The sequence below is a fragment of the Devosia sp. P3_B2 genome (genome assembly GCF_056402875.1).
In genome coordinates this window covers 161965-174454 of sequence record NZ_JBFUGO010000003.1, presented here as the reverse complement: position 1 = coordinate 174454, position 12490 = coordinate 161965, and the positions used below count along the sequence as shown (strand labels likewise).

The window sequence follows — 12490 nt, the reverse complement described above, 5'->3', positions numbered from 1 at the left end:
TCTGGGTTATTTCACGGCGCCTGCCGTCATGCCGCGCACGTAGTAGCGCTGCAGCAGCAGGAAGAGGACGAGACAGGGAAGCATGGTGAGGGTGACGCCCGCCTGAAGGGCGCCCCAGTCGATGATGCCGTAGAGGCCCGACGAGACGTTCACCAGCATGATGGGGAGCGTGAACTTGTTCTGGTCGGAGAGGAAAATCAACGCGGCCAGAAACTCGTTCCAGGAATTGAGGAAGGCGAACAGGGCAACGGTCGCGACGCCGGGGAAAGCGATTGGCACCATGATGCCCATCAGGAGCGTCCATTGCGATGCGCCATCGATCCTCGCGGCTTCGACCAGCGCCTTGGGCACCGCATCGAACGCGTTGCGCATCATGAAGATCGAGAAGGGCAGCTGGAAGGTTGTGTAGATCAGCACGAGGCCGAGCTGGCTGTTCTGGAGCCTCAGGAACTTCAGCACGAGGAAGAGCGGCGTCAGGATCGACTGGAAGGGGATCATCAGCGTCGCCATCACGACGACGAAGAGCGCGAGCTGCCCCGGAAACTTGAACTTGGAGAAGCCGTACCCCGCCGGCACAGCTACGAGGAGCGTCAGGGCCACCGTACCGGCGGCGATAAGCACGGAATTGGTGGCGTAGACGTGCCAGCCCGCGCCGACAGTCTGGAGCCGCCCGTAATTCTCAAGCGAAAAGCGGTTCGAAAAGAGTGACACGGGGTCGGCGAGCGCCGCCGCGGCGGGCTTGAAGGAATTGGCAACCGACCAGACCATCGGCCCCAGAAAGAAGACCGCGAGGAGGACCCAGGCGAGGTAGAGCCCGGTGCGCTGCAAAGGCGTCATGGGCATCAGCTTTCCTCCGGCCGGCTGCGCAGGAAAGCAAGCTGGATGGAGCTGATGGCGACGAGCACGACCAGGAGCACCAGCGACAATGCCGATCCATAGCCCAGCCGGTACGAGGTGAAGGACGCGAGGAAGATCGAGAACACCGCCGAGATGGTCGAGTTCTGCGGCCCGCCTTGCGTGATGATGAAGAACTGGTCGAACGCCAGCATGGATGAGGTGATGTTGAGCACGAGGACCAGGAGGATCGAGTTGCGGATCAGCGGCAGCGTAATGAGGCGGAACCTGCTCCATGGGCTGGCACCATCGATCTTGGCAGCTTCGATGAGTTCGTTGGGAACGCTTTGAAGGCCGGTCAGCAGGATCACCATGGAGAAGCCTGCGCTCTTCCACACGACCATCAGGATGATGACGCCCATCGCCGGCCAGAACTGTTCCAGCGGCCGCGGCGCGGAGTCGATGAGTCCGAGGCCCAAGAGGAGTTTCGCAAACACGCCGCTATCGGGGTTGAGCAGCCAGATCCAGAGAGTTGAGGCAGCGCCGAAGCCGATGACGACGGGCATGAAATAGATGGTGCGGAACAGGCCGGCAGCGCGCAGGGGCCTGTCCACCAGCAGCGCCAGCGGCATCGCCACGACGAACAGCGCAACGGTGACGAGGACGGTGTAGAGCGCGGTGAAGCCCAGGCTGCGCCAGAGCTGCTGGTCGCCGATGAGCTCGAGATAGTTGTCGCCGCCGATGAAGCTGGCCTTGCCCAGCAGTGGCCAGTTGTAGAAGCTCATCCACACCGTCATGCCCAGCGGCAGCAGGAAGAACACCGCAATCATCAAGATGCTTGGCGAGATGAAGGCGAGGCCGAGCCATTGCTTGGGCTCGCGCCCGACGCGCGAGATGGTCTTGCGTGCGACGTGCGGGATGCTCTTGGAGGCGGTGGTGTCGGTCATCGCGGGACTCGGTGGTGATAGCGGAGGGCCGGCGCCGAAGCGCCGACCCCGTCCGGGAGGACTTACTCGGGGTTGGTCCGGTCGAGGATCTTGGTGAACTCGGCCTGGCCGGCCGCGATCGCCCCATCGATGTCGCCATCGAAGATTGCGCGATTAAGCAGGTTGAGCCATGGACCCGTGCGGCTGACGAAAAGTTCGTCCGACGCGAAGGTGTAGGGGGTCTTGGCATTGGCCAGCATGTTGTAGGCGATGAGGTTGCGCGGATCGAACTGCGCATAGGCCTCGTCGGCCACGTCGGTGCGCGGCGGCATGCCCGATTCCTTGGTGATGAACACCTGCTGGGCGGGCTGCATGTAGAAGTCGACGAAAGCTTCGGCGACCGCCTTCTTCTCGGGCGAGATGCCCTTCATCAGCGTAAGGGCATCGCCGCCGGCAAAGCTCGACTGCCCGCCATCCGGACCCGAGATCGGCACGATGCCGAAGTTCACGTCCGGATACTGGCTGGTGAGCAGGTTGACGATGTACGAGCCGGTCATCAGCACGCCGACCTTGCCCGACGCGAAGGCCGCGACGGCGTCGCTGCCATTGCCTGAGCGCGAGGTCGGGTGGATGGAACCATCCTTCCACATCTGGTTGTAGAGGCCGAGGACGGCGCGCAGTTCCGGCGTGTCGATCGTGGCAGTGCGACCGTCGGCGGAGAGGATGTCGGCGCCCGCCGCCCACACGTGCGGCGTGAAGGTGTAGACCTGCCAGCTGCCCGACGGGGCGACGAAGAAGAAGCCGTAGATGTCGTCGCCGAGGGCGCGGACCTTGGCTGCATCGGCAGCAACTTCCTTGAGCGAGGTCGGTCCCTTCTCGGGATCGAGGCCGGCCTTGGCGAACAGGTCCTTGTTGTAAGCGATGACCGAGGCATCCGGCAGCGTCGGCACAGCGTATTTCCGGCCATTGTAGGTGCCCAGACGCAAGTGCGACGGGCTCATGCTGTTGGCGTAGGACAGGCCGTCGATGAAGTCGGTGATGTCCTCGAGGCTGTCGGTAGCCGCGAAGGTCGGCAGATAGATCAGGTCGAGCACTGCGCCGTCCGGCGGTGCGCCGGCGGCGATCGAGGCGCCGAGCTTGGTCACCATCTGCTCGGCAGTGATCTGCGTGATGACGACCTTGTCCTCATGGCTGGCATTGAACTGGTCGGCCAGGGCCTGAAGCACGGCTCCCGACGACGTACGCACCCATAGGTTGATTTCTTCGGCTGCGGATTGGCCGATCGCGGCCCCCGCCAGCAGCAAGCCTAGCGAAAAGCTGGCAAGATACCTTTTTCTCATTTCGCACTCCCTCCGTGGACCGGCGCCCCATGTGGCGCCTGGCTACCAAGACGCTAGCAATGGGTCGAACCGAGAGTCGATGAACACGCGTCACTATTTTCGCACATTTGAGAAATTGATTTCTCGATATTTCGCATATTTTCGCACGTGCCGAGGTAGTTGTGAGACGAGTGCCTTCGGCATAGAGGAGTCGCATGAGGCAGGGAGTTGAACGTGCCAGCCACACAGGTGGGTAAGGCCAGAGTGTCCGAGACAGGGGCGGAGAAACCCGCTCGCTCGCGTGGCCACGGCTCGCGCATCGTCTACGAGACGCTCCGGCACGCCATTCTCGACCTTGAGCTGGAGCCCGGCAGTCCGCTGGACGAGGTGAGCCTGTCGACGCAGTTCGACATGTCGCGCAGCCCGATCCGAGAGGCGCTGGTTCGCCTTGCAGCCGACGGCCTCGTGACCACCTTGCCCAACCGCAGCACCATCGTGTCGGTCATCGATTTCGTCCGCCTGCCGATCTACTTCGAGGCGCTGACGCTGATGTATCGTGTGACCACGCGCTCGGCTGCGGTTCACCACGGCGAGGAGCACATGGTCGCGATCCGTGGCCATCAGGCGGCTTTCGCCGAAGCTGTCAATCGTCGTGACGCCGTCGGCATGATCGTGTCGAACCGCGACTTCCACGTCGCCATCGCCGAGGCGGGTGGCAACGACTACTTCACCGCGCTGTTCACGCGGCTGCTGGACGAGGGCAGGCGCATCCTGCGCCTCTATTACCAATCGTTCGGCGACAAGCTGCCCCAGCAATATGTCGCCGAGCACGACGCCATCGTCGGCGCAATCGAAGCAGGCGACGCCGAACTCTGCGACCGGCTGGCGAGCGCGCATGCCGCACAGATCGTGCAGCAGATCCGCAGCTACCTGGCGCGCGAAACGGTGACGCAGGTGCCGCTCGACAACATGGAGCGTTAGGCGCGCTGCTCGGCGACCGATGCGGTCCAGCGTTCGACCCGCCGTCGCGCGGCCTCGGACAGGCCATCCCACAGCACGCTGCGCACACGCGCATGGTACGCGTCGAGAAAGGTGATCTCGTCGCGCGTCAGTGCATCGAGATCGGCCAGCGACAGGTCGATTGGCACCAGCGTCAATGTCTCGAAGCGGAGGAAGCCGTTGCTGCCGGCCACCGTTTCGACCTGGTTCTCGATCCTGAGGCCGAACGCATCCTCGCGATAATAGCCCGGCTCGATCGTCATGATCACGCCCGCTTCGAGGGCATGGGGGTTGTGTGTCTTGCCGAAGCGATGGGGATGCTCATGTACGGCAAGGTAGTGGCCGACGCCGTGCCCGGTCCCATGATCGAAATCGAGCCCCAGGTCCCATAGTGGGCGGCGCGCCAGCGCATCGAGCTGATGGCCCGTCGTGCCCTTGGGGAATTGCGCGGTCATGAGCGCGATGAAGCCCTTCAGCACCGCCGTGTAGGCGCTGCGCACGTCATCGGCGACCGGACCGAAAGCAGTGGTGCGCGTCGCATCGGTGGTGCCCCCGAGATACTGCCCGCCGGAATCGAGCAGGAAGGGCGCTGCCGAAGTGATCGCCGTGTTGGTCGCTTCGCTCGAACTGTAGTGGCACATGGCGGCGTTGGCGGCGGACGCCGCGATGGTATGGAAGCTCGCCTCAACGAAGTTCGCGCCCTGCTGGCGGAACTCGAGGATCTTGTCTTCCGCCTCGAGTTCAGTGATGGGCCGGCCTGATGCATGACGCCCCGCGACATTGTCGTGAAGCCAGGTCATGAACTCCGTCCAGGCAATTCCGTCCGCCACGTGGGAATCGCGGAAGCCCTGCAACTCGACAGGGTTCTTGAGCGCTTTGGCAACCGTGATCGGGCTGATTGCTCCGACGATGCGACCATTGCCGCGGGTGACCGACAGCCCGGCCGCCGCGGATGCGAAGGTCGGGTCGACCAGCACGGCCTGACCATCGGAGCGCTTCTCCAGTGTGGGCAGCAGTGCCGCCGGGTCGCGGATATCGACGCCATCAAGCTCGTATTCGCTCCGATCATTGGGCAGCTTGCCCTCGGCGACGAACCACTCGGTGTTGCCGGTGCGGTCGAGCAGCACGAAGGAATGCGGCATCGGCATGTGGGCGATATCGCTGCCTCGCACGTTGAGCAGCCACGCAATATTGTCCGGCTGGGTCTCGACCATGAGGTCGGCGCCCAGTTCGGCCAGTCGCTCGCCGATCCGCCGGCGCTTGCTCTGCGAAGTTTCACCCGCAAAGCCCAACGGGAAGTTCGAGATGCGGCCCATCGGCGGTGGCGGTTGGTCGGCCCAGATCGCATCGACAGGATCGCCGTCGACGAGGACCAGCGAGCCGCCGGCCTCCGTTACGGCGCGCTCGAGCTTCCCGTAGAGTTCCGATGGCACCAGCATCGCGTTGACGCCAATGCGGCTGCCGCGCGGCAAATTCTCAGCGATCCAGCGCTCGATGGGGAAATCGTAGAAATGCGCGATCTCGATGGCCCCCAGATCGATCTCCTTGCGCACCTGAACCTGGTAGCGGCCATCGACGAAGATCACCGCCCGGTTGGCGAGCACCAGTGCGATGCCGGCTGAACCACTGAAGCCGGTCACATGGCGCAGGCGCTCGTCGTGTGGCGCAACGCTCTCGCCCTGATGGGCGTCGAAGCGGGGAACCACCATGCCATCGAGCCCAACCGAGGATAGATGGCGCCTCAGAAGCGGGAGAACGTCGTTCGTGGCCATCGTCAGAAGCCGTAGCGGGCGAGGTTCGGCCGGTTCTTGAGGCCGGTTTCCGTGACCTTGCGTACATGCGCCTCCTCGGCACCGATCAATGGCAGGCGAGGCTGGCGCACAAGGGGCGAGGTGCCGCGGACGATGTGCTCGACCAGCTTGATGTTCTGGACGAATTTCGGGCCGATATCCATGTGCAGGAGCGGCAGGAACCAGCGGTAGATTTCTAGTGCCTCGGCGATCCGGCCCTGTTGCACGAGCTTGTAGATCGCGACGGTCTCATGCGGAAAGGCGACGACGAGGCCGGCAATCCACCCGCTGCAGCCGAGGATAAGACTCTCGAGCGCAAGGTCATCGACGCCTGTGAGAAGTTGGTAGCGATCGCCGACGGCGTTGAGTGTTTCGTTGATGCGCCGCGTGTCACCGGTCGACTCTTTGATGGCGACGAATTTGGGTTCGTCCGACATCTCCTGCAGCATCGCGGCATTGATATCGATGCCGTAAGCGAGGGGGTTGTTGTAGATGATGATGGGCAATGGCGAGGCCGCGGCGATGGCGCGGTAGTGGGTGACCACCTCGCGGTCATCGGCGAGGTAGCGCATGGCGGGCAGCACCATCAGACCCTCGATGCCGGCCTTGGCTGCCTCGGCGGCGAGTTCGGCGCCGGCGCGCGTCGAATCCTCGGCAATCGTTAGCAGCACAGGGACCCGACCGGCCGCTTCCTCGATCGCCGCCCGCGCGATCGCCAGCTTTTCTTCGCGCACGAGGCTGCTCGCTTCGCCGAGCGATCCGCACATGATGACGCCGTCGACGCCCGCCTCGATCTGGAAGGCGACGTCGGCTCTCACGCCCGCATAATCCACCTCCTGATCGGCCTTGAGCTTGGTGGTGAGGGCGGGAAGTACGCCGCGAAAATCGCTCTTGTTCATCTGAACCTCGGGACTGTGAAGGCACCGTTCGACAACGGTCACGAGCCCCCACTCATAGGGCCGCGATCTTCTGTCGGCAAGATGTCGACAATACGCTTGACGTGAATTTGGGAGCGGACAAGTATGCGACCGGCAGCGACGGCCCAGCAGGGACGATCGCGCCGAAAAACACAGGAGGGTCTTCATGGGACGTTCGAGACTGTTGTCGCGGCTGGCGCTCGTAGGGCTGCTGGCTGGCGCCTGTTCAATCCCGGCGCTAACGGCCTCCGCACAGGAAGCGGGTGGGGTACTGCGCATTCTGGGCACCGAGGATATTGACCATTTCGATCCAACCTCGGCGGCTCTCGTCACGTCGAATAACTTCCTGCGCGCCACGACGCGCCAGCTGATCTCCTACAAATCGTCCAATGACGAGCTGGTCCGCGTGACGCCCGAGGGTGACCTCGCGACGGAAGTCCCGCAGCCCACCGACGATGGGCTGACCTACACGTTCAAGCTGCGCCAGGGCGCGATGTGGAATGCGGCGTCCGGCGCCCGCCAGATCACCTCGGCCGATTTCGAGCGTGGCGTCAAACGCATGTGCAACCCGGCCCTGGGCTCGGCGGCGCTGACCTACTATACGGGTCTGATCGCGGGCCTCGCCGAGTTCTGCGACGGGTTTGCCAAGGTCGAGCCGACCGTCGAGGCCATGAAGGCCTATATCGAAGGCAACGACATCGCCGGCATCGAGACGCCGGACGACGAAACCATCGTCATCAAGCTCAAGCAGCGTGCCGGCGACTTCATCTTCATGCTGTCGCTGCCCACTTCCGCGCCGGCTCCGGTCGAAGTTCTCGACTACATGCCGGATGGCCCGGACTACCGCGCCAACTTCATCGCCAGCGGCCCCTATACCCCGGCCGAATACACGCCGGACAGCTCGATGCAGCTGGTGCGCAATCCATCCTGGAAAGCCGACAGCGATCCGCTGCGCAAAGCCTATGTCGATGAGATCCAACTCACCTTCGGGCTCACCGTCGATGCCATCATGCAGCAATTGCAGTCGGGCGATGGCGACATGACCTATGACGTCACCATTCCGCCGGCCGTGCTGCAGACGCTGATCGCTGCAGGCGACGACAAGCTGGTGACGGTGTCGTCAGGCAATACCAATTTCATCTTCATCAACACCGTCTCGGGCAATAACAATGGCGCGCTCAAGGACCTGCGGGTCCGCCAGGCGCTGAACTATGCCGTGGACAAGGCGGCGGTGGTGCAACAGCAGGGCGGCCCCGAGATCGCCAAGCCGGTCAACGGCATCTTCGGTGTCGGTGTGCTGGGCTATCACGAGTTCAACCTCTATCCGTCCGATGGCGACAAGGGTGATCCGGAAAAGGCCAAGGCGCTGCTCGCCGAGGCCGGCTTCCCCAACGGCATCACCCTCAAGATGCCGTACCGCAACAAGGGCATCGAGCCCAACATCGCCCAGACCATCCAGGCCTCGATGGCACGTGCGGGCATTACCCTCGAGCTCACCCCGGTCACCGCTTCCGACTACTATTCGAAGTTCATGACCAACCCGGTGAACACCAAGGACGGCACCTGGGACATCGCGCCCGTGGGCTGGACGCCCGACTGGGCCGGTGGCGCCGCGCGCTCCGTGTTCCAGCCCCAGTTCAGCTACGACGGCACGCACCAGACCTACAACTACACCGACTACAACAACGACAAGGCGAACGCGCTGGCCGACCAGGCCATCAATGCGCCGACCGCCGAAGAAGTCGGCAAGCTCTGGGGGCAGGTCGACGAACTGGTCATGGCCGACGCGCCCGTAGTTCCGCTCATCGCCAACCTCATCGTGCTCTATCATGGAGCCGCGGTGCAGGGCTTCGAGCCCTACTCGTTGGGCGTCCAGGGTGACTGGACCAATGTCTGGCTGCAACGCTAGGCTCTGATCTGAAGGCACGCCCGCGCGCCCATGAGGTGCGCGGGTCTCTCCTCGCTAGCGGAGTGCGTGGCTTGGCTGTTCTGGAAGCGCGGCATCTCAGCGTCGATATCCCAACCGAAGACGGCATCATCCACGCGGTCCGCGATGTCTCGTTCTCGATCGAGGCTGGCGAGCTGTTCGGTATCGCCGGCGAGTCCGGCTCCGGAAAGAGCGTTCTGGCCCAGTCGATCCTCGGCCTGTTGCCCATGGCGCGCGTCAGCGGCGAGGTGCTGTTCGAAGGTCGAAGTCTCCTCGATCTATCGCAGCGTGAGCAGCAGTCGATACGAGGCTCCCGCATCGGCATGATCTTTCAGGATCCGATGTCGAGCCTTCATCCCTACTACTCGGTGGGCAGCCAGGTCGCCGAGATGATCCACGCCCATGAGAAGGTGTCGCGCGAAGCGGCGCGCCGGCGCGTCGTCGATATCCTTGCGCGCGTCGGCATCACTTCGCCCGACGAGCGGTACGACCATTTTCCGCATCAGTTCTCCGGCGGCATGCGGCAGCGCGTGATGATCGCCATGGCGCTGGTGCTGCGGCCGCCGCTGGTGATCGCCGACGAACCGACCACGGCGCTCGACGTCACCGTGCAGGCACAGGTCGTGGCGCTGCTCGACGAGATGCGCCGCGAGCTGGGTACCACGGTGATCATGATCACCCACGATCTCGGGCTGCTGTCGAGTGTCGCCGACCACATCATGGTGATGTATGCCGGGCGCCGCATGGAGATCGGGCCGAGTGCGCCGCTCTTTGCGGCACCAAGCCATCCCTACACGGCGGGCCTGCTTGCCTCGTCGCCATCCAACTACGCGGCCGGTGCCGAGCTGGTGCCGATCCCGGGCCGCCCACCGAGCCTGCTGCAGAACCCGACCGGCTGCGTATTCGCGCCGCGCTGCTCGAGCGCGATGCCGGCCTGCAGCATGCCGCCGCCGCTTCGCGTCTATAGCGACGGCCTCGAAGCCTTATGCTGGCTCGAAACCACGCCCGTGCCCGCCGCCGTCCCAGCGTCGGCAAGCCAAGGCAAAGTCGAATCCTCCGATGTCGTCGTCACCGTGGAAGAGGTGCGCCTGAGCTTCCGGGGCGGCGGGCCGCTCTGGCGGGGGCAGGAGGTCGAAGTCCTCAAGGGCATCAACCTCGAACTGCGGCGCGGAGCGACATTGGGACTGGTGGGCGAGAGCGGCTGCGGCAAGTCCACGCTGGCGCGCGTCATCGCGGGGCTTATCCCAATGACCGCCGGTCGCGTCACGCTGCTCGGACAGGACATCTCAACGCTCGATACTGCCGCCTGGCAGGCGCTGCGGCGGCAAGTCCAGCTCGTGTTCCAGAACCCCTACGGCGCCCTCAATCCACGCCGGCGCATCGGCGCCATCATCGGCGATCCCTTCCGCATCCACGGCATCGCCTCGGGTCCCGAGCGCAAGGCCGAAGTACAGCGCCTGATGGAACTGGTGGGCCTCAATCCGGAGCACTACAACCGCTTCCCATCCGAATTCTCCGGCGGCCAGCGGCAGCGCATCGGCATCGCCCGGGCGCTGGCGCTCAACCCCGCCCTGATCATCTACGACGAGCCGGTCTCCGCGCTCGATGTCTCCATCCAGGCGCAGATCCTCAACCTCATGCGCTCACTGCAAGAACAGCTGGGCCTGACCTACCTCTTCATCTCGCACGACCTCGCCGTGGTGCGGCATGTCTGCGACCGTGTCGCGGTGATGGAGGCGGGCCGGATCGTCGAGATGGCGGACACCGAAACGCTCTACGCCGCGCCCCAGCATCCTTATACGCGCACGCTGCTTGCCGCATCGGTCTCACCGCCGCCGCGCCATCCGGTTGCCGGTCGCCGCCTCGTCACCTCCGTCGCCACGGAGCTGGCATGAGCGTCGGCGCGGCCTCCCCCGTTGTCCAGCGCAGCTCGCTCGCGCTCACCCTGCGCCGCCTCTTGCGCGATCCGGCGAGCGTTGCCGCCTTCTGCTTCATCATCCTCACGGTGATCTTCGCCTTCTCCGCGCCGCTGATCGCTTCTGCCACCGGCCACTCGCCGATCGAGCAGTATCGCGACACCGGCCTGTCACCCATGGGCCTGCCGGTCGCGCCCAACAGCGAGTTCGTCTTCGGTACCGATCATCTCGGCCGCGACGTGCTGGTGCGCCTCGCGTATGGGGCGAGCGTATCGCTGACCGTCGGCATTCTCGCGGCACTTGCCGCCGCCGTCGTTGGCGTCACGGTCGGCATGGTCGCCGGCTTCTTCGGTGGCTGGGTCGACACGGTGCTGAGCCGCGCCATGGACCTCGTGATGAGCGTGCCGTTCCTGCTCTGCGCCCTCGCGCTGGTTTCCGTCTTCGGGCCCAGCCTCTCTCTCAGCATCGGCGTTATCGTCTTTTTCAGCTGGACCACGATGGGCCGCGTCATCCGCGGCCAGGTGATCTCGCTGCGCCGGCAGGAGTTCGTGGAAGCGAGCCGCTCGCTGGGGGCAGGGCCGCTGTCGATCATGTTCGTCGACATCCTGCCCAATCTCAGCGTGCCCATCATCGTCTACACGACCATGATGATCCCCGGCTCGATCGTCTTCGAGGCCACGCTGTCCTTCCTCGGCATGGGGATCGTGCCTCCGGCGCCAAGCTGGGGCGGGATGCTCGCCGATGCCGCCGCGAACTCGATCTATCTCGTCGCCTGGTGGCTGGTGCTGATTCCCGGTCTGGCCCTGCTCCTCACCACGCTGGCCTTCAACATCCTCGGCGATGGGCTCCGCGATGCGCTCGATCCGAAGGGCAGGCGGGTGGTAGGCCAGGTGAGGACGAAGCCATGATCCGCTTTCTCGCCGGCCGCGTGATGTTCGGCGCACTGGTGCTGTTCGCGCTCAGCGTCTTCGTCTTCTTCCTGTTCTTCATCGCGCCCGGCGATCCCGCCCGCATGATCGCCGGCGACAAGGCGACCGAAACGCAGCTCATCCAGATCCGCACCAATCTCGGACTCGATCGCCCCATCACCGAGCAATATGTCCGCTTCATCGGCAATGCGCTCCACGGCGATCTCGGCTTCTCGTATCGCAACCAGCAGCCGGTCGCGAAACTGATCATCAACCGGCTGCCGGCGACCCTTTCGCTGGTCATCGGCGGCGTCATCGTCTGGCTTGCAGTGGGCATTCCCGTCGGCATCATGTCGGCGCGGCATGCGGGAGGTCTGCGCGATCGGGTGGGGCAGGGCTTCATCCTCATCGGGCTGAGCTTTCCAACCTTCGTCCTCGGCATGATGTCGCTCTACCTGTTCTATTTCCTGCCGCGACAGGCGGGCTTCACTTTGCTCCCTGCGGGCGGTTTCAAGCCATTCCTGCCCAACCCTGCAATCTGGGCCTGGCACCTGATCCTGCCATGGTCGACACTCGCTCTCACTACCTCGGCCGTCTATGCGCGATTGACGCGCGGGCAGATGCTCGAGGTGATGGGCGAGGACTACATCCGCACCGCCCGCGCCAAGGGCCTCAGTGAGCGCAAGGTCGTCTGGAAGCACGCCATGCGCGCGACGCTGACGCCGCTCGTCAGCCAGCTCGGCGCCGATGTCGCGCTGCTGCTGGGCGGTGCCATCGTCATCGAGCAGGTTTATGGGCTTCAGGGCGTAGGCGCGTTGGCCGTGCAGGCGGTGGCCAATCTCGATCGGCCCATCATCATCGGCGTCGTCCTCCTGGGCGGCTTCTTCATCGTCATTGCCAACATCGTCGTCGACCTCATCTACGTTTTGCTCGACCCACGCGTCCGCTAGGAAA

Annotated in this window: 10 protein-coding genes; 5 read left to right on the top strand and 5 right to left on the bottom strand. The window is 64.4% G+C overall.

Features of this window, described 5'->3' with window-relative positions:
* Positions 1 to 6: 6 nt before the first annotated feature.
* The 3 genes from AC1DV8_RS06350 to AC1DV8_RS06340 all read right to left on the bottom strand — a co-directional run bounded on the left by AC1DV8_RS06350 (position 7) and on the right by AC1DV8_RS06340 (position 3100).
* The gene (locus AC1DV8_RS06350) at positions 7 to 843 is read right to left on the bottom strand and encodes a carbohydrate ABC transporter permease (protein WP_477150856.1); all 837 of its coding nucleotides are present in this window, start codon (positions 841 to 843) and stop codon (positions 7 to 9) included.
* Positions 843 to 1781, bottom strand: coding sequence for a carbohydrate ABC transporter permease (locus AC1DV8_RS06345; RefSeq protein ID WP_477156872.1), 939 nt, complete (start codon positions 1779 to 1781; stop codon positions 843 to 845). Before AC1DV8_RS06345 ends, AC1DV8_RS06350 begins: the two co-directional genes overlap by 1 nt.
* A 62-nt stretch (positions 1782 to 1843) precedes the next feature.
* Positions 1844 to 3100: an ABC transporter substrate-binding protein gene (locus tag AC1DV8_RS06340; RefSeq protein ID WP_477156871.1), complete on the bottom strand. Its 1257-nt coding sequence runs from the start codon at positions 3098 to 3100 to the stop codon at positions 1844 to 1846.
* 243 nt (positions 3101 to 3343) lie between these two features.
* Here AC1DV8_RS06340 and AC1DV8_RS06335 point away from each other — a divergent pair, with 243 nt between their 5' ends.
* The gene (locus AC1DV8_RS06335) at positions 3344 to 4060 is read left to right on the top strand and encodes a GntR family transcriptional regulator (RefSeq protein ID WP_477156870.1); all 717 of its coding nucleotides are present in this window, start codon (positions 3344 to 3346) and stop codon (positions 4058 to 4060) included.
* Here AC1DV8_RS06335 and AC1DV8_RS06330 read toward each other — a convergent pair.
* Positions 4057 to 5850 (bottom strand): aminopeptidase P family protein, encoded by a 1794-nt coding sequence (locus AC1DV8_RS06330; protein ID WP_477156869.1) that lies wholly within the window; start codon positions 5848 to 5850, stop codon positions 4057 to 4059. The two genes, AC1DV8_RS06335 and AC1DV8_RS06330, sit on opposite strands and share 4 nt — an antisense overlap.
* Before the next feature lie 2 nt (positions 5851 to 5852).
* On the bottom strand, positions 5853 to 6767 hold the full coding sequence (locus AC1DV8_RS06325; protein ID WP_477150861.1) for a dihydrodipicolinate synthase family protein: 915 nt from the start codon (positions 6765 to 6767) through the stop codon (positions 5853 to 5855).
* A gap of 184 nt (positions 6768 to 6951) precedes the next feature.
* Between AC1DV8_RS06325 and AC1DV8_RS06320 the strand changes: the two genes are divergently transcribed.
* The 4 genes from AC1DV8_RS06320 to AC1DV8_RS06305 all read left to right on the top strand — a co-directional run bounded on the left by AC1DV8_RS06320 (position 6952) and on the right by AC1DV8_RS06305 (position 12486).
* Positions 6952 to 8694, top strand: a complete 1743-nt coding sequence (locus tag AC1DV8_RS06320) for an ABC transporter substrate-binding protein (protein ID WP_477156868.1) — start codon at positions 6952 to 6954, stop codon at positions 8692 to 8694.
* 71 nt (positions 8695 to 8765) lie between these two features.
* Positions 8766 to 10607 carry an ABC transporter ATP-binding protein gene (locus tag AC1DV8_RS06315; protein WP_477156867.1) on the top strand — a complete coding sequence of 614 codons (1842 nt, stop codon included), beginning with the start codon at positions 8766 to 8768 and terminating at the stop codon, positions 10605 to 10607.
* On the top strand, positions 10604 to 11536 hold the full coding sequence (locus tag AC1DV8_RS06310) for an ABC transporter permease (protein ID WP_477150864.1): 933 nt from the start codon (positions 10604 to 10606) through the stop codon (positions 11534 to 11536). The genes AC1DV8_RS06315 and AC1DV8_RS06310 overlap by 4 nt, the downstream gene beginning before the upstream one ends.
* Complete coding sequence (locus AC1DV8_RS06305; RefSeq protein WP_477156866.1) at positions 11533 to 12486, top strand: ABC transporter permease; 954 nt, start codon at positions 11533 to 11535, stop codon at positions 12484 to 12486. The genes AC1DV8_RS06310 and AC1DV8_RS06305 overlap by 4 nt, the downstream gene beginning before the upstream one ends.
* Positions 12487 to 12490: the final 4 nt, after the last annotated feature.

Coding starts and splice junctions, on each gene's coding strand:
- AC1DV8_RS06325 (WP_477150861.1), bottom strand. CDS start 6,767: ATGAACAAGAGCGATTTTCGCGGCGTACTTCCCGCCCTCACCACCAAG.
- AC1DV8_RS06350 (WP_477150856.1), bottom strand. CDS start 843: ATGCCCATGACGCCTTTGCAGCGCACCGGGCTCTACCTCGCCTGGGTC.
- AC1DV8_RS06330 (WP_477156869.1), bottom strand. CDS start 5,850: ATGGCCACGAACGACGTTCTCCCGCTTCTGAGGCGCCATCTATCCTCG.
- AC1DV8_RS06340 (WP_477156871.1), bottom strand. CDS start 3,100: ATGAGAAAAAGGTATCTTGCCAGCTTTTCGCTAGGCTTGCTGCTGGCG.
- AC1DV8_RS06310 (WP_477150864.1), top strand. CDS start 10,604: ATGAGCGTCGGCGCGGCCTCCCCCGTTGTCCAGCGCAGCTCGCTCGCG.
- AC1DV8_RS06305 (WP_477156866.1), top strand. CDS start 11,533: ATGATCCGCTTTCTCGCCGGCCGCGTGATGTTCGGCGCACTGGTGCTG.
- AC1DV8_RS06320 (WP_477156868.1), top strand. CDS start 6,952: ATGGGACGTTCGAGACTGTTGTCGCGGCTGGCGCTCGTAGGGCTGCTG.
- AC1DV8_RS06345 (WP_477156872.1), bottom strand. CDS start 1,781: ATGACCGACACCACCGCCTCCAAGAGCATCCCGCACGTCGCACGCAAG.